This window comes from Flavobacterium sp. CYK-55 (assembly GCF_018413465.1).
Taxonomy (GTDB): Bacteria; Bacteroidota; Bacteroidia; order Flavobacteriales; family Flavobacteriaceae; genus Flavobacterium.
In genome coordinates, this window is the sequence record NZ_JAHCDK010000005.1 from 160,755 (window position 1) to 182,179 (window position 21,425).

A 21,425-nucleotide genomic window follows, 5' to 3' on the forward strand; every position below is an offset into this window, starting at 1 on the left:
AAAAAGAACGATCTAATATTAAACTTGTAAAATATACAAAAATGAACATACCTGCAAACTTAAAGTACACAAAAGACCACGAATGGATCTCACTTGACGGCGATATTGCCACTGTTGGAATCACTGATTTTGCTCAGAAAGAACTCGGTGATATTGTCTATGTTGAAGTAGAAACCTTAGATCAAACCCTTGATCAAGATGAGGTTTTTGGAACTGTCGAAGCGGTTAAAACTGTTTCAGATTTGTTTCTGCCTATGGCGGGTGAAATTGTTGAATTCAACGATTCGCTTGAAACCAATCCTGAAGTGGTAAATTCTGATCCATATGGTGCAGGTTGGATGATAAAAGTAAAGGTTTCGAATACGGCAGACTACGATCAACTATTAGACAGTGAAGCATATTCAGCGCTTATCGGAGCGTAAAAATATTTTCTTAATTGCAGCCGTAGGTTGGACTTCATTTACTACTTACTTGAGTTTGAGTGAGGTCAAAGTATTGCCGGGCTTTGAAATAGAAAATGCTGATAAAGGCGTTCACTTTATTTTTCATTTAGTGTTTACGATTTGTTGGTATTTGTTCCTGAATTTTGGATATGGTTTTCGATTCAAAATTTTGAGAATAGCCTTTTTACTTTCGCTTTTTTATGGAATAGCCATTGAGTTTTGTCAAGAGTATTTAACCACTTACCGTTCAGGAGACCCGATGGATGTTTTGGCAAATAGTGTCGGAGCTCTATCGGCTGTTATTGCGATGTTTATCTTGCAAAAAAGCTTAAAATTAATTCAATAAAAAGATGCCCGCTTCGGCGGGATTTTCTATTTTTATACCCTAAATTTCGGCTATTTGCCCAGCTTTTTCATCTAGATTATGAATATCAAACAATACCTTGATTCGACTTATCTCAAAACAGCACATCAAGCAGGTCTTTCAGAGTCAGAAAATTTATTGGTCAACCAGCGCTACATTCAAGAAGCCATAGATGAAGATTTTAAGCTCATTATGATTCGGCCTAATGTTGTTGCCGTGGCACGCCAAATGGTTGATGCAGCAAATTCAAAAGTTTGTGTAGGGACCGTTATTGATTTTCCACTCGGGCAATCTGCTTTAGATGACAAACTCAAAGAAGCTGAGCAAGCTATTGAAGACGGTGCTGATGATTTGGATTTTGTTTGCAACTATGAAGCTTTTAAAAGAGGGGAGGTTGATTTGGTTCGTCAAGAAGTTTTGGCTTGTACAAAATTAGGGCTACAGAATCATAAAATGGTCAAGTGGATTATTGAAGTTGCGGCACTTAATCATCAGCAGATTATTCAACTTTCGACTTTGATTAAAAAAGTTGTTCTTGATCATTTTAAAGAAGATCAGTACAACTCTGTTTTTGTGAAATCGTCCACCGGATTTTATCTCACCGAAAATAACTTGCCCAACGGAGCTACTTTAGAGACCATAATTCCGATGTTAGAGAATGCTTCTCCGCTACCGGTTAAAGCAGCCGGCGGAGTGCGTACCTTTGATGAAGCTGCCGCTATGATTCGTTTAGGGGTTAAACGCATCGGGACTTCTGGAGCTAAGGCTATAGCTGATGGACAAGTGGCAGACACATCTTATTAATATGAAGAAAAAATTACTCGCGATATTTGTTTTTTGGCTCTCGATAGGAGTAACGGCACAAGAGATTACTCAAATTAAAGAGCAGTATCCCACTTTTCCAGCTTGTAAGGCTCAAACCGGAAAATCACTTGAAGATTGTTTCAATACACAGTTGCAAGATTATATCTATCAACACTTTGTAGTGCCTGAAGATTTAAAGAGTTCCGGCTTTATCGGTAATGTCATTGTTTTGTTTGAGGTTAGCAGTACAGGTGTTTTTAAGACTTTGTATGTTGATGCCGCCGATGAAAGACTGCGGACAGAAACCCAAAGAATTTTTTCAAACTTGCCTCAGGTTGAACCAGCACTATATAATGGCCAACCTAATTATGCAAAGTATACCGCCAAAATTGCGATTCCGCTCAAAAGTGCTGCCCAGATTGCAGCCGAGCAAGAGCAACAACGCTTGGCCGATGCCCATAATTATTCGCTCAACAAAGACAAGGAACTTACCGAATACGACAATGTTCGCTATCACAAATTCAACAATCCAAAATTTGAGAGCGCGCTGAGTATACCTTTTTCACATAGTTATTACGCTTGGTTTGATGCTGCCGTTAATCAATTGGGCAGTAATAACCATACTGCCATTAAGCCTTTGAGTTATGCGGATGTAAATAGGTATTATAAATTTCGTGAAGAAAATCAAAAGCTCTTACTCAATAAAACATCGTGGTGGGGAAAAAAGTTATTCAATGAAAACTTCGCCGAAATTCAAGGTGATGGTTATTGGTTTGCCTTTAATCCGATTTTAGATTTGCAAATGGGCAAAAGCAGTCCGAGTGAATTTAATAATACTTATATCAATACACGAGCTTTGCAAATTCAAGGTGGTCTTGGAAGACAAATTGTTTTTACTTCAACCATCTATGAAACCCAAGGAAGGTTTGCAGATTACTACAATCGTTATGCAACTTCGATCAAACCTTCAGGGGGCGATCCAGCTGTGATTCCCGGAATCGGTATAGCCAAAAGTTTTAAAGGTGATGCCTTTGATATGCCCATGGCTGAGGCCAACATCACTTTTACGCCGAGTGAAATTTTTTCAATGCAAGCGGGTTATGGCAGAAATTTTATAGGTGACGGATATCGTTCACTCATTACAACTGACGGTGTGAGTCCGTATCCGTTTTTTAAACTCAGCACAACTTTTTGGAAGATTAGGTATACCAACACCTATATGTTTCTCAAAGACATTAGCCCGGAGTTTACAGCTGATAGGACATATGCAACCAAATATATGGCCAATCACTATTTGAGTTGGAACGCAACCAAACGACTCAATCTTGGTTTTTTTGAAACGGTTATTTGGGCCAATACTAACGGCCGTGGTTTTGATATGAGTTTCTTTAATCCGATTATTTTTTATCGATCAGTAGAGTTTGCCTCTTCTGCCAAATCAGGAAACGCCTTGATGGGGCTCACGGCAAAGTACAAGTGGAACAATCAGTTTAATTTTTACGGGCAGTTTTTGTTAGACGAATTTTCATTGGCCGATATTAAAAAAGCTCAAAAAAGTTGGAAAAATAAATACGGATACCAGGTTGGGGTTAAGTACTTCAATGCTTTTAACATAGAGAATCTATTGCTTCAGATGGAATACAATCGCGTGCGACCATATGTGTATTCACACAGTGATCCTTCAACCAATTATGGCCATTCTAATCAGAATATAGGGCATCAATGGGGTGCTAATTTTCAGGAGTTAGTGTTAATTGGGCGTTACCATAAGGGGCGATATTTTGCCGATGCTAAGTTTACCTATGGCGAACGAGGCTTTGATTTTAACACTGTAAACGATAGTTTTAATTACGGAGGAAATATTTACAACAACTACAACATTGGGCGTCCATATGATATTGAGGTCAAAGTTGGGCAAGGCAATAAAACCAAAATTTTTATTGCAGATATCCAAGCGGGCTATCTCATTAACCCGGCAACCAACCTAAAATTGCTCGGTAGTTTTATCTACCGCGATTTTAATCCGATGGCCAACACAATCAGTGTTTTTAAAGAAAGCACTACATGGGTTTCATTAGGTATTCGCAGCGATATTTTTAATTGGTATTTTGATTATTAATCAGAAGAATTTCAGATAAAAAATAACGACTTTTTTATGAAGCTATTCTTGGTCAAATCAATTCTGAAAAGTACCTTTGCGCCGATTTAAAAACATGCATGAGCGCAGTAAACTCTTCATTTTCGATTAAAAAATCTTTTATAGATTTTAAAGAAATTACCAAAGCAGGTTTGGCGATTAGTGTTGTTTTTTCGTCAATTGCCGGTTATTTACTTGGCATTGAAGGTTTTGCAATAAACAACGTTCCGCAATTGATTATGCTTTCAGTAGGCGGATATTGCATGGTGGGTGCTTCAAATGCCTACAATCAAGTCATTGAAAAAGATTTGGATGCATTAATGGATCGCACCAAAAACAGACCTGTGGCTTCAGGAAGAATGTCGCCCAATCACGCTTTGTTTTTGGCGAGTTTACTTACCATCATTGGCTTGGTTTTGCTTTATTTAATCAATCCAAAGTCAGCCATGTTCGGGGCTATTTCTATATTTTTATACACCAGTGTCTATACGCCACTCAAAACCGTTACCTCGCTATCGGTTTTTGTCGGGGCTTTTCCCGGTGCAATTCCATTCATGTTGGGTTGGGTAGCTGCTACGGGTAACTTTGGTATTGAGGCAGGAACCTTGTTTTTGATCCAATTCTTTTGGCAATTTCCGCATTTTTGGGCCATTGGTTGGTTTTTGTATGAAGATTACGAAAGGGCTGGCTTTTTCATGTTGCCTTCTGGAAAAAAAGACAAATCAACGGCCTTGCAAATTTTGCTTTATACTATTTGGTTAATCATTGCTTCGCTTTTGCCTATGTTGGGTTTTACCGGACAGTTATACATAACATCAATCAGTGCGGTACTGGTATTGATTTTAGGTGTTTGGATGTTGTTTTACTCGATTAAATTATACCAATTGCAAACGCCTAAAGCCGCCAGAACTTTAATGCTGGTGAGCGTTTCATACATTACATTGCTTCAAATCATTTATATAACTGATAAATTCTTAAGATAACATGAGCAGATATAATTTAACTCCAGAAGATAAAGCCCGTAATGAGCGTTCATACAAGTTATTGCTGTTATTCGGAATGCTTAGTATCACCATGATGTTTGCCGGACTCACGAGTGCATTTGTGGTGAGTAAATCTCGTGCTGACTGGCTCAAAAATTTTCAAATGCCTACAGCTTTCTACGCAAGTACGGCTGTCATCATTGGCTGTAGTTTGACTTTTCATTTGGCCAAAAAAAGCATCAAGGCCAATCAACGTTCGGCTACATCTCTTTGGTTGTTGACTACTTTAGCATTGGGCTCTTTGTTTGTAGTGTTGCAATTTATGGGGTTCGGACAAGTTATTGGCATGGGTTATTACTTCACCGGTCCGGCTAGTAATATTACCACTACATTCTTGTATGTAGTCACAGTAGTGCATTTGGCGCACTTAGCCGGCGGAATTATTTCGCTTTTGGTAGTAATTTATAATCATTTTAAACAAAAATACAATGCAACTCAAACCCTTGGAATTGAGCTAGGTGCGATGTACTGGCATTTTCTTGATTTATTGTGGGTTTATTTGTTTTTATTTTTATATTTCTTCAAATAAGAAAAAAATGTAAATTTGGGAACTTTTTAACGAATTGACTTATATGGGAGCGACAGTTACTGCAAACAGTGAACACAAAACTTGGGACGGTGCTAATGAACCGTTAGGAGCGAGTTATGGCAAATTAATGATGTGGTTTTTCATCGTATCAGATGCCTTGACTTTTTCTGCATTTTTGGCTGCTTACGGTTTTTCACGATTCAAATTCATTGAAACTTGGCCGTTGGCTGACGAGGTTTTTACGCACTTTCCATTTATGCATGGCGTTTCGGCTCCGATGTATTATGTGGCTTTAATGACCTTTATCCTCATTTTCTCATCAGTAACCATGGTTTTGGCGGTTGATGCAGGTCACCAAATGAAAAAAGACAAAGTAGCCGTTTACATGTTTTTAACCATTTTAGGAGGTTTGGTATTCGTAGGATCACAAGCTTGGGAATGGAAGAATTTCATTCACGGTGAGTATGGTGCCATTGAAACCAAAGGCGGAAGCTTACTTCAATTTGTGGATAATACGGGTAAGCGTGTAAAATTAGAAGATTTTGCGGTCACACTTCCTGAAGAAAGAGAGCAACTTGAGCGCAATAAAGGAAAATGGTTTATGGATGAATCATCACTTCCTACTTATTCGGTAGCTGAAGTTCAGGCTGGTTTTAAAGCACATCCAGAAATCTTAGTTCGCACTGAAGTTATTTATGAAGATACTGAAGCTTCTAAAAATGACCCTAAAATTAACCACCAACTTACTAAGCACAAGCACAAAACTATTTTGACACGTGCCGAATCTGAAGCCCGTTTGGCCAATGCTCATTTGGTTGTAGAAGGTGCTAACCTTAAACGCAACGAATACGGAAGCAAATTGTTTGCAGATTTCTTCTTCTTCATCACTGGTTTCCACGGTTTCCACGTCTTTTCAGGAGTAGTTATCAATATTATCATTTTCTTCAACGTTTTGCTCGGAACTTACGAGAAAAGACGTACCTATGAAATGGTTGAGAAAGTTGGACTTTATTGGCACTTCGTTGACCTTGTATGGGTATTTGTATTTACTTTCTTCTACTTAGTTTAATTTTATTTATAACAATATATCATGTCGCACGAACACGTATCTAATACCAAAAGAATCTGGGCAGTATTCGGATTATTGTCAGTGGTTACAACAGTTGAAGTTATTCTGGGGATTATCAAACCTGAGTCTTTGCACTTGAATCACTTTTTGGGGATGAATTTACTGAATTGGATTTTCATCATCTTAACCGTTTTCAAAGCATACTACATTGTATGGGCTTTCATGCACATGGAGGGCGAGAAGCCATCATTGCGTTGGTCGGTTGTTGCCACAGTGATTTTCTTGGTGCTCTATTTGGTTTTTATTTTATTGGTTGAAGCCAATTACGTCTTTGAAGTATTTAAAAATTCTACCATTAAATGGAATTTTTAACAAGATATTAATGAATGATAAGAGGTGCGCTTTGCGTGCCTTTTTTTATTTTTGCATGCGATAATCCAAGCGCCGCGTAGTATGAAAAAAAAATTGGTTCTTTTTACGCTTTTTATTCTCCCGATTGTAGCTTATTTGTTTTTTGCCACCGGAGTCAATAGTTTCATGTTTTTGCCCACGGTTACGCCTTCTGTTCCGGAACTTGGCTCTTGGACTTCACTTGACGGAAAACCTGTAACACTTAATGATAAAATAACAATTCTTGGGTTTACCGGTGATAATATACTGGATCGAAAAGGCAATTTCTTCAACCTGAACCAAAAAATTTACAACAAAAACAAAGATTTTAAAGATTTTCAGTTTGTAATGCTTGCTCCTGTCGGAACGGAGTCACAAGTTAAAGAAATCTTAGGTTCATTAGACGATATTACAGATGTGTCAAAATGGTTTTTTGTGTTTGCTTCTAAAGAAGATATAAAAGCGTATTATGACCAACTCAAATTAAGAGGTGAGCTTGATGTTCATTACGGTTCTAACAATGTTTATATTATTGACAAAAAAAGAAATTTACGCGGACGTAAAGACAAAGACCAATACAAAGAAGGTTATGACACCTCGTCGCCTTCAGACTTATATAACGAGATGACCGATGATGTCAAAATTATCTTGGCTGAGTATCGATTAGCACTCAAACGCAACAATGCGCAAAGAAAAATATAGTTTTATGCTTAAAAATAAATCTTACATCGGCATATCATTCATCGTTTTATTGTTCGGAATATACGCAGTTCCTAAAATTGTGAACCGGATTAAAAATGGCGATGTCGTTAAAAACGAAAGACTCGATCAAGGAGATAATGCCAGTGGTGAGGTAATTACTTTACAAACTATTGGGCCGGCTCCAACATACAAGCTTACCGACCAAAACGGTAAAACCATTACCAATGAAGATTACAAAGGCAAGGTTTATGTGCTTGAATTTTTCTTTTCAAGTTGCCCAACTATTTGTCCGCGGATGAATCAGAGTATGCTTCAGATTCAAAACAAATTCTTTGGTAATCCAAATTTTGGCATTGTTTCAATTTCAATTGACCCAGAACACGATACGCCAGAAGTACTTAAAGCCCATGCTGAAACCTTGGGTGTAAAGTCGTCAAATTGGCATTTTTTGACCGGTGATAAAACCTATATTTTTGATTTGGCCAACAAAGGGTTCAACTTGTATGCAGGCGAAAATGATAAAGCCAGCGGCGGATTTGAACATTCTGGTTTGTTTGCTTTGATTGATAAAGACGGAAAAATTCGCTGCCGAAAAGATGAATATGGCAATCCTATTCTATACTATGATGGCCTTGACAAAAAGGGTGTTGAAGCCATTCAACACGATATTGCAATTTTACTCAGAGAATAATGAAAAACAATCCATCCTCAGAAATGAATGAAAATTCAAACCAACTTTCAATTGAAAGTAAATTCAATAAATTCATCATTGCAGTCTCGATTATCATTCCGGTGGCAGTAGCAATTCTTTTCAGTGTTAAACTAAAAGATTTCGGAATCGTTGTAGAACCATTTGGTTTTTTGCCTCCTATTTATGCCACTATCAATGGTGTCACAGCAGTAGTTTTGGTGGCGGCTCTTTATGCTATTAAAAACGGAAAACGCAAAGTTCACGAAAAACTCATGACTTTAGCGATTGTGTTGTCTGTCCTTTTTTTAGTGATGTATGTTATTTATCATATGACTGCTGATGCTACTAAATACGGTGGAGAAGGAATCATGCGACCGATTTATTACTTTTTACTGATAAGTCATATTCTGTTGTCCATTAGTGTTATTCCACTTGTGCTTATAAGTTATGTTCGCGCCTTGGCTGAACGTTTTGATCGACACAAAAAAATAGCCAAAATTGCCTTTCCTATATGGTTGTATGTGGCCATTACGGGTGTGATCGTCTACTTGATGATTGCACCTTACTATAATTATTAATCTCGGATATATGCAAAAGTCATCGAAAAGAGGTTTTGCTTTGCTGGTTATTTTAATCTACTCCAATTTATCTTTGGCGCAATGTGCCATGTGTCGAGCAGCCATTGAAAGTGAAGGCAACAAAGTCAAAGCCGAAGCAGTTAACGATGGTATTGTTTACTTAATGCTGATTCCTTATATATTGGTAGCCGTTGGCGGATGGTTTGCCTATAGGCTATTTCGTCAGAAGAAATCCTAATTATAAACCATCCACTGAAACAGAAACTTCGCCATTCACGCGCAAGAAACCAATAATGGCTTTGTTGGTAAGCTGAAATTTCTGAAAATCAATTTCTTTCGTTGTTCCATTGATATAAACGCCGGGCATAGGGCTGTAGTTTTTGAGGTATTTCTGCAAACTGCTCTGACCTTCGGCCAAGTTGGGCGCAATAGAATAACGACAAGCTTGTTGCATTTTTTTCAAAACATATCCTTGAGCAAGCCAATTGGCCGTTTTGAGCAATCTGCTTTTGGTGTCAAGTACGTAATCTAATTGGTCAAAAAACATTTCTTTACTAGCGTTGTTATATTGCGGAAAGCCCGATAAATATATCGTTCCGTTAACACTGCCCAACAAATCAAGGGCAATAATCAGTTTGCCGTCTTTATGCCAAAGCGCTACATTTTGAACGGTTACTTTTTTTCCGTCTGAACCAAATTCCTGACCGGCAAAGTTCTGGGTCATGATTTTTGAGGCTTGCTCATAAGTTGAAACCGCAACAATATTGGCCGAAACATGTTCGGGCATTTTACTTACCGGTTTGAGCATTATTTTTGAGCGATCAAATTTACCAAGAGGTTTGTTACCCATAACAGTTTCCATTTCGCATTTGAGGCCCATATCAAAAGTAACCTGCTCGCGAACCAATTGCGCATCAGTTGTATACAACTCCAGAGGATTGATCCTGAGCCAGCTCTTATATTGCGGGCTCATCTCAAACGGAGTGCAGATTTTGTCAAGCGCATCAAGTACTTGGGGTTTGAAATCCATTGATTTGGAAATGGCAGCATCAATGCTTTTTTCAATTTTTGATTTAAAGAATTTAATGGTCGGATTGATGGCATAAGTAATCGGAACGGCTTTTCCGAGTACGTTTACCGTTGGGCTTTCGTTCCAATCAAGTGATTTGAATTCGGTTTGGGTGCTGAGTTTCCAGTTTGATAAATTTACATCGCTGAGCAAAGTCACCACACCGTTAAAGTTAAATTCTTTAGTGTTGTAAAGAGCAATGCCCAAACGGTCAGTTCCGATGCGGTATTTGATCAGCGCTTTGAGCGGAAGTGTTGTTTTGATTTTACCTCCTACATTTTGCAAATGGATAGGCGCTTGCTTCCAGATTTTGATCTCACAATCGTCATCTTCAATATTGCTGTCGTCATAAATCAATCCGTTGAGTGATTTATTGACCTGATTTTCGATGTCTTGAATTTTGATTTTTACAGGAAGATTGATGTATGAAACCGCAGCGTCATAGAGTAGCGGGGCGGCATCATCCGGTTCGGGTTTGAGTGCTTCAATTTTTTGGGTTGAACTGCATCCGGTCAAAAGTCCAAAAAGCAACAAGACAAAACAACGCAAAAGCTTTTTCATGAAGATTAATTTTCTGAACGCAAAAGTAGTCAAACCCAAAAACAAACTAAAGTCTGTAACAAAAAATAAAGCCCGCTGACTAAAGGTTTCTTGAAAGGCGTTTCTGATTCAGAAATTATGAGATTATCTTGATTTCTCGATTCAGAATTCAAAATGGAATAATACCTTTGTAAAGCTTTCTAATTCTATATGAAAAAGATACTATTTCTCACTTTTTTTGCTTTGATGTTTGAACAGATTTTTGCTCAAACCGTCGAAAAAAGATGGACGCTTCAAGAATGCGTTCAGTATGCTCTAGAGCACAACATTACCATCAAACAATCTGAACTTGATAAGCAGTTGGCTGAAATTGACCAAAAAAGTGCGGTAGGGAATTTTCTTCCTTCGTTCAATTCCTCTGCCAGACACAGTTGGAATATCGGTTTGAATCAAAACATCACTACCGGTGTTTTAGAAAACCAAACCATTCAGTTTACAAGTGTAGGGTTTAACGCCGGAATTGACATTTACAAAGGTTTGCAGAATCAAAATCGCTTGCGCCGATCAACTTTGGCAGACCTCGCTGCACAATATCAACTCAGTAAAATCAAAGATGACATTTCGCTTAACATTGCCAACGCTTATTTGCAAATCTTGTTCAATAAGGAAAACCTCAAAGTGCAAAATCAGTTACTGAGTTTGGACGAGCAGCAACTCAAGCGTGCCGAAGCTTTGGTTGATGCGGGTTCTATTCCTAGAGGAGATTTGCTTGAAAATCAAGCGACCGTGGCCTCAGATCAGCAAAAAGTGATTGTAGCCGAAAATGCGTTATTGATTTCAAAACTCAGTTTGGCGCAACTTTTACAACTTGAAAAAATAGATAATTTTGATATCGCTGATTCAGATTATCCCGCCAATCAAAGTTCAGTTATGCTTCAAAAACCTGAAGATGTTTTTCAGAAAGCCAAAACTTTTCGAATTGAACTCAAAATAGCTGAGACCAATACAAAGCTTGCTGAAAAAGATGTCCAAATCTCACGTGGCGCTTATCAGCCAACTTTGCAAGGTTTTTATAGTTTTAGTACGCGTGCTTCAAACGCTGATAGAATTACCGGAGCACAGCTCAATACCACCAATCCAACCATTGAAAGCGGAAGTTTTGTTACCGTAGATGGTATTACTTATTCGGTTATGCAGCCTAATTTTGAATATTTATTTGGTAAAGCCGAGCCTATGTTTGATCAATTCAGTCTAAACAAAGGACACAACTTTGGTATTCAGATGGATATTCCCATTTTTAACGGATTTGCTGCGCGTAATGCGGTTGCCAAATCAAAAGTGATGCTCGAGAAAACCAAAAACGCACAAAAACTAAGTGAACTTGATTTGCAAAAAACGGTTTATACAGTTTATACTGATGCACAAGGTGCTTTTAAATCATATGAATCTGCACAACGGGCTTTACAATCAAGACAACAAGCATTTGAATACGCTCGCGAAAGATATGCAGTTGGTTTGATGAATAGTTTTGATTTCAATCAGGCGCAAGCACTATATGCCAACGCACAATCAGAGGCTTTACGCACTAAATATGACTTTATTTTCAGAACTAAAATTGTTGAACTTTATTTCGGGATTCCGATTTTTAAATAAAAGCTGACCATGTCAAAAAAGAAACTTTATTATTTTATTGGAGGTGCCATTTTATTGGTTATCGTATTGCTTATTCTCAACAAAAAAGGGATCATCGGAAATCAAGACCACAGTATTGAGGTTGAAACCGCAAAAGCAGCCGAGATGACGATTATTGAAACCGTATCGGCCACCGGTAAAATTCAGCCTGAAATTGAAGTCAAAATATCTTCTGAAGTTTCCGGAGAAATCATCGATTTACCGGTAAAAGAAGGGCAAGTGGTTAAAAAAGGCGATTTATTGGTACGCATCAACCCAGATTTATACACTTCTGGTTATAACCGAACTTTGGCCGGATTATCACAAACCAAAGCCGGGCTTAGCCAAGCAGATGCAACTTATAATGAAGCAAAAGCCAGTTTTGATAGAAGTAAAACACTTTTTGAAAAAGGCATTATTTCTAAATCAGATTGGGACAAAGCGGTGGCTGCTTTTGAAAATGCCAAAGCTTCAAAACAATCGGCTTATTACAATATGAAAAGCGCCACGGCAACTGTAAACGAAGCCAAAGATAATTTGGGTAGAACCACGATTTACGCTCCGGCAGACGGAACGATTTCGTTGCTCAATGTCGAGTTGGGTGAACGCGTACTCGGAACCCAACAAATGACAGGAACCGAGCTTTTACGTGTAGCCAATTTGAACAACATGGAAGTTGAAGTTGATGTGAACGAAAATGACATTGTCAAAATCAACGTGGGTGATTCAGCTCGTGTTGAGGTTGATGCCTATCTAAAAAAACGATTCAGAGGTATAGTTACGAGTATTTCAAACTCAGCCAGCACCACTTTAACCGCTGATCAGGTAACCAACTTTAAAGTCAAGGTTAGAATTCTCAAAGAATCTTACCAAGATTTATTGATTGGTAAACCGGCATCGTATTCCCCATTCCGCCCGGGAATGACCGCTACGGTTGATATTATTACCAAACGAAAAGAAAAAGTTTTAGGGGTTCCGATTAGCGCAGTTGTGGTTAAAAATGATACAACTGCCACGGTTAAAACCGATATGGGCGCGCCGGCAAATGATGACAAAACCAAACAAAAAAGCGATAAAAAATACGAATGTGTATTTGTCCGTTCAGGCGATAAAGCCAAAATAAAAGTCGTCAAAACCGGCATTCAAGACGACACCAATATTGAGATTACCCAAGGACTCAAATCTGGTGAAGAAATCATCACAGGCCCGTATACAACCGTTACTAAAGATTTAAATTCAGGCGATAAAGTAAAGCTTTCCAATCAAAAACCTTCAGAAGATAAAAAGTAATGGCTTATATACTCAATATTGAAACAGCCACCAGAAACTGTTCGGTTTCTATTGCGCAGAACGGACAAGTTGTTATACTCAAAGAAGTGGCTGATGAAGGTTATTCACATGCCGAAAAACTACATGTTTTTATTGAAGAAGTTTTGCTCGAAAGTCAATTGCGTTTTTCAGATTTGCAAGCAGTTGCCGTGAGTCAAGGCCCGGGCTCATACACCGGTTTGCGCATCGGTGTTTCGGCTGCAAAAGGTTTGTGCTATGCGTTGAATATTCCGCTCATTGCGGTTGATACGTTACAAGTATTAGCATCACAAGTAAAGGTTGAGGATGGTTGTGTTGTTCCGATGATTGATGCCCGTAGAATGGAAGTCTACAGCGCTGTGTTTTCGGCTCAAGGACAATTGATTCGGGGTATTGAAGCCCAAATTATTGATGAAACTTCATTTTTAGAATCTGGCCAGAAATACTATTTTGTAGGCGATTGTCAAAACAAGTGCGCAAGTGTTTTGTTCGCTGAAAACCACATCTTTATTCCTGAAGTTGTATTTCCGTCAGCACGAGAAATGGCTGAGTTGAGTTATCAAAAATTCTCTCAAAACCAAATTGAAGACTTGGCTTATTTTGAGCCTTTTTATCTCAAGGATTTCGTTGTAACAACATCAAAAAAATAATGATTATTGAGCAAGAAAGTCAATGATTTTGTTTTGATCATATTCAAAATCAATCTTTTGCTCTTTTATAAAGGCTTCAATAGCTTCTTTTTTATCAGCAAACAACTTGGTCAGTTGCTTTTTTGATTCCGGAAATTCAACTACAGTAGCATCAGGTTTTTTTAAATAAAAAACTTCTTTTTCTTTTGAATACTTGGCAGGCATATCATTTTCAAGTGAGGTTTTGGCCTTTTTGCCGGGATAAAAACTAATGCGCTCTCTTTTTAAAACGGCCCAATTGTTTTTTTGATATTGTTCAATTAAATATCCTGTATATGACTTTCCGGTGTAATCAATATAATTCAGCAACAAATATTTTTTGTTAGAACCTGCAAAAATTATTTTAGGATAAGCCTCGGTTTTGTCTAAAACCAAAGTGTCATTTTTACTGTTGAGAAACTCAAATTCATCGCTATAGGCATTGTATCTCACCGCGAACTTAAGCTCTGAGTCATCGATTTTTGCCATAGAAAAAGCTTTGTTGAGATAAGGTGAGCCTTGTGGTTTTTGAGCAACAAACCGATCCATTCCGGTTATGTGAACGTTGTATGGATTAATTTTTCTTCCGTTTACATCTTTGTTCTGAGCCAACGAAATAAAATTTAGGCAAACGGCAAATACAAAGGCTAAAAAGGTTTTCATAATAAAATAAATTATAGTTTACCGCAATTTATAAAATTACCGCGATGTCTCTCTTACAAACGGTTGATATTTTATATCGGCTTGGTCCAATGCTTTAATGCAATCTTCCAAGATATGTGCTGAAACATCGCCAAAATCTTCGTTTTGTGTCCATGCTCTAACAGCCAATTTTACACCAGAATCGGTAAGTTCTCGAACAGAAACATTGGGCACCGGGCTTTGTAAAATTTTTGTGTTAGACGTTAAAACTTCGGTGATGATATCCTTGGCTTGTTTTAAATTGGTGTCGTATGAAATGCCAATCGTAAGGTCAGTTCTTCGGGTGTTTTGCTGTGAATAATTGATGATAGTTCCGTTTGACAATGCACCATTGGGCACAAAAATCACTTGATTGTTGGCGGTGAGCAATTGGGTTACAAAAATCTGAATATCGATTACGGTTCCCGATACACCTTGCGCTTCAATGGTGTCTCCCAATTTAAAAGGCTTGAACAAAATAATGAGCATTCCACCTGCAAAATTTGAAAGCGAACCTTGCAAAGACAAACCAATCGCCAAACCGGCTGTACCAAGAATAGTTAAGAATGAAGATGATTCGATACCGAGTTTTGAAATCACAGCTATAAACAAAACCAAGCGCAAGCCCCAATAAATAATGTCAGATAAAAATTCTATAAGTGTAGGCTCAATTTCGCGCTTGACCATAATTTTTCGCGAAATTTTATTGATCACGCGAATGGCCCAAATGCCCACAAAAAGCATGATGAGCGCTGCCACAACTTTGGGTGCATAATCAAGCAACAAGTTGAGCAGTGAATCTAAATATTGATCAATAGAACGAATCTCTTGGTGTATTTTCATGGGAGTTTCTAATAAAATTTTCTGGATGCAAAACATAATGATTGGTGCAAAAATAAATTAATTTGTAATAGATGTTAATTCGTTAAAGGTTGATGTCAAGTTGTTTTGAGGCAGCTGACAACTTTGATTTTTGCAGATGTAAAACAAATCTTTGTCTGCAACAAAGCGGTCTTTGAGAAACGGAATTTCAGAGTTTTTTTGCGTTCCTGCCATCCAAACATGCGGTAGATAAGCCGCGTGAAGTTTACGTGCAAATTCAGTTGCTTGTTGGCTGCAAATAGCCAGTTCTTTTTGGTTGATATCCATATCCATAAAAGCTGAAAGCCAGTTTGAAAACGCACTCGGATAATCAATATTGCCTACCACTTTTTGAATCATTTCTTGGGCTATTTTGCTGTAATGCGGATGATTGAAATAAACGCTCAGTTGTAATAAATTAGCCGCCATGACTGAGTTAGAAGCCGGAATAACATTGTCTTCAATTTCAAAATGAGGTGCCACCAAGGCATCTGACAAGTCTGAGGTAAACGAAAGCAAACCTTGCTTTTCATCATAAAAATGTTCCAAACAATAATCGGTGAGTTGTTTGGCTTGTTTGAGCCAAGACTCGTCAAAAGTTGTCTGGTATAAACAGATAAATGCCGAAATCACGGCGGCGTAATCTTCTAAAAATCCCGGAATACTACTTTTGCCTAGTTTGTAATTGTGCCATAAAAAACCTTCGGGCGACCATTGTTTTTGGGTAATGAAATGCGTGTTTTTGAGCGCGGTTTCAAGATAAGTTTCATGGCCCAAAGCTTGATAAGCTTCAAGATAACCTCTGAGCATCCAGGCATTCCATGAAGTCAAACACTTGTCGTCGAGTCTGGGTTTTGAGCGATGTTCGCGCTGTTCAAAAAGTAGTTTTTCCCAGTGGGATTTGCGCGTTAAAAGTTCGGTTTCATTCAAGTTGAATTCGCGCGCGATTACTTCTAAATGCTGGTTTTGAATCAATACGTAGTGGCCGTGTTCCCAATGACCAAATTGGTTGATATTAAAAATTTGAGCAAAAAGATCAAAATCACCGCCGATTAAATTGCGGAGTTCGGTTTCTGTCCAAACATAAAAAGCGCCTTCTTCAAGATGGCCTGCCGCATTCAAACTGTCAGCATCGAGCGCACTGTAAAAAGCGCCTTCAGCTGTGAGCCATTCGCGGGATACAAAATTCAGAGTTTTTTCTAGGACCGTTTTGTACAGCGGATTTTGCGTTCGTTTGTAGGCTTGTGCATACAATGAAACGAGTTGCCCGTTGTCATAAAGCATTTTTTCAAAGTGCGGAACATGCCAACGCATATCAACCGAGTAGCGCGAAAAACCGCCGTCAACAGTGTCAAAAAGACCGCCCCAAGCCATGCGTGTTAAGGTTAAATCAACAAATTCTTGCAGCTGCACATCGTTGTTTTGATAGGCATAACGCATCAAAAACGCATAATTGCTCGGCATCATAAATTTGGGTGCACGCGCCAATCCGCCAAATTCGTGGTCAAAACTTTTTTTCCATTTTTCGATCAGTAAAGCGATGCTTTGTTGTTTGGCCGATTGTTCAGGTTCAGGCAAAAGACTCATTTGCGCTAAACCCAGTTGCAAACGTTCGGCATAATCAATCATTTTTTCGGGTTGCTCTTGATAGAGTTCTTGCAATTGTTCGAGCGAATTGATCCATTGGTTTTTTCTGAAATAAGTGCCGCCCCAAACCGGTCTGCCGTCGGGTAAAGCCACAACATTCATAGGCCAGCCGCCTTGTCCGGTCATGATTTGAAGGGCTTTCATATAAACTGCATCAACATCGGGGCGCTCTTCGCGATCCACTTTGATGTTGACAAAATGCGCGTTCATGACCTGGGCAACTTCGGCATCTTCAAAGCTTTCGTGTTCCATAACATGGCACCAATGACAAGCCGAATAACCGATGCTGATCAGGATGAGTTTATTTTGTTCTTGCGCTTGTTGCAGTGCGCGCGGGTTCCAGGCTTTCCAATGCACGGGATTTTCTGCGTGTTGCAACAAATACGGACTCGTTTCTTGGGATAATTCGTTCATAAACGATGGTTTAAATTTGACTCTGAAGCCCTAGCCCGGATGGCAGTGGAAATCCTTTTTGTTGGCAAAACAAAAAGATTGCAACGAACAGCCGGAATAGCTTCACATCAAAAAAGCGCCCAGAAAGACGCTTTGTATTTTGGGTTAAGCGTTGAGCGCTTCGACTTTGATTTCCGGGTTTTTGAGCATGTCTTTGAGCATGTTTTCGATGCCGTTTTTGAGCGTAAAAGTACTCGACGGGCAGCCATTACAAGCGCCTTGCAAGATGACTTTGACGCGTTTTTCGGTGTCGTCGTACGAATCAAAAACAATATTTCCGCCATCGGCAGCTACCGCTGGGCGAACGTATTCTTCGAGAATTTCAATGATTTGCTGTGAAGTCGGATCGAGCGATTCGTATTGCGGTGCGTTTTGTTTTTCGGCCGGACTGGTTTGTTTGATTAGAGATGCATCAACGACGGTTCCGCCATTTTCGATGTAGTTTTTGATAAATGAGCGCAGTTCAAGCGTGATTTCGTTCCAATCGTAGCGGTCATATTTGGTGATGGTGACGTAGTTTTCGTCGATGAAAACTTCTTTGACAAACGCAAAAGTAAAGAGTTCGCGCGCGAGTGGTGAGCTTTCAGTTTGGTCAATATTTTTGAATTCAACCGCCGCAGGTGTAATGCGCGTATTGACTACAAATTTGAGCGTGGCTGGATTGGGCGTGGTTTCGCCATAAACGCTCACGGGTTTTTTCTGGTTGCTTTGTTCGGATGGTTGCACTACAACGCCGCCGTTGTTGACGAATTCTTCGATTTGTTCAGCTACGGCTTCTTGAACATCGGCCCATTCAACAATGCTGAAGCGCTCAATGGCAATGAAATTTCCGGAAATATACACGGTTTTGACAAACGGCAAATAGAAGAGTTTTTGCGCGAGTGGTGAATTTTGTGCTTCGTCAATGTTCTTAAACTCAAAGCTTTCGTTCTGGGTAATGAAATCTGGGAATTCAAATTTAAGAATAGTCGGATTTTGGGTTTCTTTTATGTTGATTTTGATCATGACGGGATGAATTTTTGCAAATTTAACGAAGTTATGTTGAGTGAATCTGTATATTTGAAGATTTAAGTTTTTATTATAATTTTTTGCATCGTTTTCAATTCATTGCTATGAAAAAGATTCTATTGCTGATAGCCCTATTTGTAGGCGCTTCTGTGCAGTCGCAAGTGCTTATCAACAACACTACACAAACGCCGGCACAATTAGTACAAAACGCTTTGGTGGGACAAGGTGTAACGCCTTTCAATATTAAATTCAACGGAAGCGCAGCCAGTGCTAATTTACTCAGAGACCAGGCGGGTGAATTCACCGTAAATTTTAATGGAAGCACACTCGGCTTGACCCACGGAATTGTTTTAGCCACCGGAAACGCACAATACGGTTTGGGGCCAAACAATTGCACTAATTTAGGCTGCGGGTCTTTGCCTTCATTAAACGCCGGTGGAACCGATGCTGATTTGGCGGCTATTACAACCAACACGATAGCTGCTTCAGCTATTTTAGAATTTGATTTTGTGGCCACAGGACTCGAACTCAATTTTGACTTTGTTTTTGGCTCTGAAGAATATCCGGAATATGTAGGAAACCCAAGTTTTAATGATGTTTTTGGTTTCTTTTTGAGTGGCCCGGGCATTAACGGCCCTTATACTGGCAATGCCAAGAATATCGCCTTGATTCCCAATAGTATTACACAAATTTCAATTGGTACGGTCAACTACGGAACAGCCAACAATGGAGTTGGAGCTCAAAACCCCAATTATTTTTTTAATAATCTTCCCTCAGGTTTAAATCCAAATAATTCAGCTACTCCAACGGTTGAATATGACGGTTTTACCAAAGTAATCAGGGCATATTCGCAATTGCAATGCGGTATGACATATCATATCAAACTTGCGGTTGGTAATGTTGGAGACACCAATTTAGATTCTGCAGTTTTTATTCAAAACTTTACCATTCCACCATTGGAATTATTGGATGAGTTTGGCTTAGATAACAATGCCGGTGTTTGTTATGGAACACCCCTTACCATAAATTCTGGTTTAACCGTAGGAACTACCGTAATCAAATGGTTTAAAGATGGCGTTTTGATTCCTGGTGAATCTGGTCCTGATTTGGTGGTGACTGACTCGGGTGTTTATAAACTTGAACAATATACAGCTGGAGGGTGTTTGTTGGCCAGCGATGATATAACGATCACTTATCTGCCGGATATTTCTCTTGTTCAACCCCAAGACATTAACCTTTGTGTGCCGAATGCAGCACAATATGATTTTGGAAGTATTGATCAGACTACTGCGGTTTTAGGTACATTAGATCCAAATTTTTATACGGTTACTTATTACAATACCAATACAAATAATGAAGCATTATATGGATTGCCAACAGGTTTGATTGCTGATGCTGATGTGCAACACTATCTTACATCCGCAACCAGTTCTACCATATGGATTCGTGTAGAAGATTTGCTTTCAGGATGTGTTAGCTTGAGGCAATTTGATTTAAATGTTGATAATCCTGCTTCTGGAACTATCTCATACGGACTAACACCATTTTGCGAGAGTAATACAGTTCCACAGCCAGTTATTGCCACCGGATTAACACCCGGAGGTACTTTTTCGTCCTCGCCTCCGGGGTTAATTCTCGATCCAAATACCGGAACGATTACACCTAACGGCAGTTTATACAATACCTATACGGTTCAATATGAAATTCCTGCAACGGCCTATTGTCCTGTATTCACCACAACTGCACAAGTAATCATCTCTAATTGTAATTGTACTGTAGTAGCTTCGTCACCAGGCGAAACGGTGTGTGTCGGACAAGCTATTACTCCGATAACATATACAACCACTGGGGCAACCAATGGTGTTTTGGCTTCTGGTTCTTTGCCGCCAGGGGTAACAGGAAATTACAACTCAGGAGTATTTACGATTTTCGGAACACCTACAGCTTCAGGAACATACAGTTATTCTGTTTCGATTACCGCTGGAACGGATGTGTGTTCAGCAAATGGTACTATCATTGTCAACCCTGATTCAACCATTACTTTGACTTCGGCTGCTTCGTCAGACAATCAAACGCTATGTGAAAATCAATCACTGGCTGTTAATATAATCTACACCTTAACTGATGCTACTGGAGCGACTGTTACGAATTTGCCTACGGGTATTAATGGTGTTTTTAATGCTGGTATATTCACGATTTCGGGTACACCAACAATAGCTGGTATATACAATTATACGGTTACAACTACTGGTAATTGTGCTAGTGATTCTTTGGGCGGAACTATTACAGTCAATACGGGTGTAGCAATGACTCTATCAACCACGAGCAATGATAATCAAGCACTTTGTGTCAATACAGCATTGTCACCTATTGTATATAATACCGCCAATGGAGTTACCAATGTAACGGCTTCAAACTTACCTTCTGGGGTTAGCGGTTCATTTTCTGGGGGTAATTTCACATTATCAGGAACACCAAGTGCCATAGGTACATACAACTATACGGTTACTACTTCAGGTGGTTGTGGTACAGTAACTTTACCCGGCACAATTACAGTTGATTCAGATTCAACAATAGTTTTAAGTTCATCTTCATCATCTAATATCCAAACAGTTTGTACCAATGAGTCATTACCTGTAAACATAGTTTATACTACGACTCATTCGAGCGATGTTACTTCTATAGGATTGCCACCTGGTATGACGGGTGTTTATTCTTCAGGTACATATACCATATCTGGTTCCTCAACTACAGCAGGTGTTTACAATT

The 21,425-nt window shown here is 39.0% G+C and carries 21 protein-coding genes; 16 read left to right on the top strand and 5 right to left on the bottom strand.

Translation table 11 applies throughout. The features are described from left to right. The first annotated feature begins 41 nt into the window (after positions 1–41). The 12 genes from gcvH to KIH23_RS07960 all read left to right on the top strand — a co-directional run bounded on the left by gcvH (position 42) and on the right by KIH23_RS07960 (position 8,988). Positions 42–422: a glycine cleavage system protein GcvH gene (gene gcvH, locus KIH23_RS07905; protein WP_213212794.1), complete on the top strand. Its 381-nt coding sequence runs from the start codon at positions 42–44 to the stop codon at positions 420–422. Further along, positions 391–789 carry a VanZ family protein gene (locus KIH23_RS07910; protein ID WP_213212796.1) on the top strand — a complete coding sequence of 133 codons (399 nt, stop codon included), beginning with the start codon at positions 391–393 and terminating at the stop codon, positions 787–789. Before gcvH ends, KIH23_RS07910 begins: the two co-directional genes overlap by 32 nt. A gap of 78 nt (positions 790–867) precedes the next feature. Further along, a complete protein-coding gene (deoC, locus tag KIH23_RS07915; RefSeq protein WP_213212802.1) occupies positions 868–1,611 on the top strand; it encodes a deoxyribose-phosphate aldolase in 744 nt (247 codons plus the stop codon). A 1-nt stretch (position 1,612) separates the two neighbouring features. Then, complete coding sequence (locus KIH23_RS07920) at positions 1,613–3,730, top strand: gliding motility protein RemB (protein WP_213212804.1); 2,118 nt, start codon at positions 1,613–1,615, stop codon at positions 3,728–3,730. A gap of 98 nt (positions 3,731–3,828) precedes the next feature. Next, positions 3,829–4,731, top strand: coding sequence for a heme o synthase (gene cyoE / locus KIH23_RS07925; RefSeq protein ID WP_213212813.1), 903 nt, complete (start codon positions 3,829–3,831; stop codon positions 4,729–4,731). Position 4,732: 1 nt separating this feature from the next. Beyond that, positions 4,733–5,320, top strand: coding sequence for a heme-copper oxidase subunit III (locus tag KIH23_RS07930; RefSeq protein WP_213212816.1), 588 nt, complete (start codon positions 4,733–4,735; stop codon positions 5,318–5,320). A gap of 43 nt (positions 5,321–5,363) precedes the next feature. Beyond that, positions 5,364–6,389, top strand: a complete 1,026-nt coding sequence (locus tag KIH23_RS07935; protein ID WP_213212818.1) for a cytochrome c oxidase subunit 3 — start codon at positions 5,364–5,366, stop codon at positions 6,387–6,389. Positions 6,390–6,410: 21 nt separating this feature from the next. Further along, complete coding sequence (locus KIH23_RS07940; protein WP_213212820.1) at positions 6,411–6,761, top strand: cytochrome C oxidase subunit IV family protein; 351 nt, start codon at positions 6,411–6,413, stop codon at positions 6,759–6,761. Between the two features lie 81 nt (positions 6,762–6,842). After that, the gene (locus KIH23_RS07945) at positions 6,843–7,481 is read left to right on the top strand and encodes a hypothetical protein (protein WP_213212822.1); all 639 of its coding nucleotides are present in this window, start codon (positions 6,843–6,845) and stop codon (positions 7,479–7,481) included. Between the two features lie 4 nt (positions 7,482–7,485). Continuing rightward, a complete protein-coding gene (locus tag KIH23_RS07950; RefSeq protein WP_213212824.1) occupies positions 7,486–8,172 on the top strand; it encodes an SCO family protein in 687 nt (228 codons plus the stop codon). Beyond that, complete coding sequence (locus tag KIH23_RS07955) at positions 8,172–8,750, top strand: DUF420 domain-containing protein (RefSeq protein ID WP_249684845.1); 579 nt, start codon at positions 8,172–8,174, stop codon at positions 8,748–8,750. Before KIH23_RS07950 ends, KIH23_RS07955 begins: the two co-directional genes overlap by 1 nt. A 10-nt stretch (positions 8,751–8,760) precedes the next feature. Beyond that, positions 8,761–8,988 (top strand): hypothetical protein, encoded by a 228-nt coding sequence (locus tag KIH23_RS07960; RefSeq protein ID WP_213212826.1) that lies wholly within the window; start codon positions 8,761–8,763, stop codon positions 8,986–8,988. Here KIH23_RS07960 and KIH23_RS07965 read toward each other — a convergent pair whose 3' ends face one another. Then, positions 8,989–10,380, bottom strand: a complete 1,392-nt coding sequence (locus tag KIH23_RS07965; RefSeq protein WP_213212828.1) for a DUF4403 family protein — start codon at positions 10,378–10,380, stop codon at positions 8,989–8,991. A 189-nt stretch (positions 10,381–10,569) separates the two neighbouring features. Between KIH23_RS07965 and KIH23_RS07970 the strand changes: the two genes are divergently transcribed. From KIH23_RS07970 to tsaB, 3 genes are read left to right on the top strand one after another with little or no spacing between them, the layout of a single operon-like run. Then, complete coding sequence (locus KIH23_RS07970) at positions 10,570–12,012, top strand: TolC family protein (protein ID WP_213212830.1); 1,443 nt, start codon at positions 10,570–10,572, stop codon at positions 12,010–12,012. A 9-nt stretch (positions 12,013–12,021) separates the two neighbouring features. Further along, positions 12,022–13,320: an efflux RND transporter periplasmic adaptor subunit gene (locus tag KIH23_RS07975; protein ID WP_213212832.1), complete on the top strand. Its 1,299-nt coding sequence runs from the start codon at positions 12,022–12,024 to the stop codon at positions 13,318–13,320. Continuing rightward, positions 13,320–13,988 carry a tRNA (adenosine(37)-N6)-threonylcarbamoyltransferase complex dimerization subunit type 1 TsaB gene (gene tsaB / locus KIH23_RS07980; protein ID WP_213212834.1) on the top strand — a complete coding sequence of 223 codons (669 nt, stop codon included), beginning with the start codon at positions 13,320–13,322 and terminating at the stop codon, positions 13,986–13,988. The genes KIH23_RS07975 and tsaB overlap by 1 nt, the downstream gene beginning before the upstream one ends. A 3-nt stretch (positions 13,989–13,991) precedes the next feature. Here the strand turns inward: tsaB and KIH23_RS07985 are convergent, their stop codons facing one another. From KIH23_RS07985 to KIH23_RS08000, 4 genes are all read right to left on the bottom strand, one after another. Further along, positions 13,992–14,669 (bottom strand): hypothetical protein, encoded by a 678-nt coding sequence (locus tag KIH23_RS07985; protein WP_213212836.1) that lies wholly within the window; start codon positions 14,667–14,669, stop codon positions 13,992–13,994. Positions 14,670–14,705: 36 nt separating this feature from the next. Continuing rightward, positions 14,706–15,530 (bottom strand): mechanosensitive ion channel family protein, encoded by an 825-nt coding sequence (locus tag KIH23_RS07990; protein WP_213212845.1) that lies wholly within the window; start codon positions 15,528–15,530, stop codon positions 14,706–14,708. A gap of 57 nt (positions 15,531–15,587) precedes the next feature. Next, positions 15,588–17,609 carry a thioredoxin domain-containing protein gene (locus KIH23_RS07995; protein ID WP_213212847.1) on the bottom strand — a complete coding sequence of 674 codons (2,022 nt, stop codon included), beginning with the start codon at positions 17,607–17,609 and terminating at the stop codon, positions 15,588–15,590. 144 nt (positions 17,610–17,753) lie between these two features. Beyond that, entirely contained in the window at positions 17,754–18,653 is a 900-nt protein-coding gene (locus tag KIH23_RS08000; RefSeq protein WP_213212849.1) for a NifU family protein, read from the bottom strand. Positions 18,654–18,760: 107 nt separating this feature from the next. Here KIH23_RS08000 and KIH23_RS08005 point away from each other — a divergent pair. Then, positions 18,761–21,425 (top strand): choice-of-anchor L domain-containing protein (locus KIH23_RS08005; RefSeq protein WP_213212851.1); only part of this gene is annotated, 2,665 nt, incomplete at its 3' end.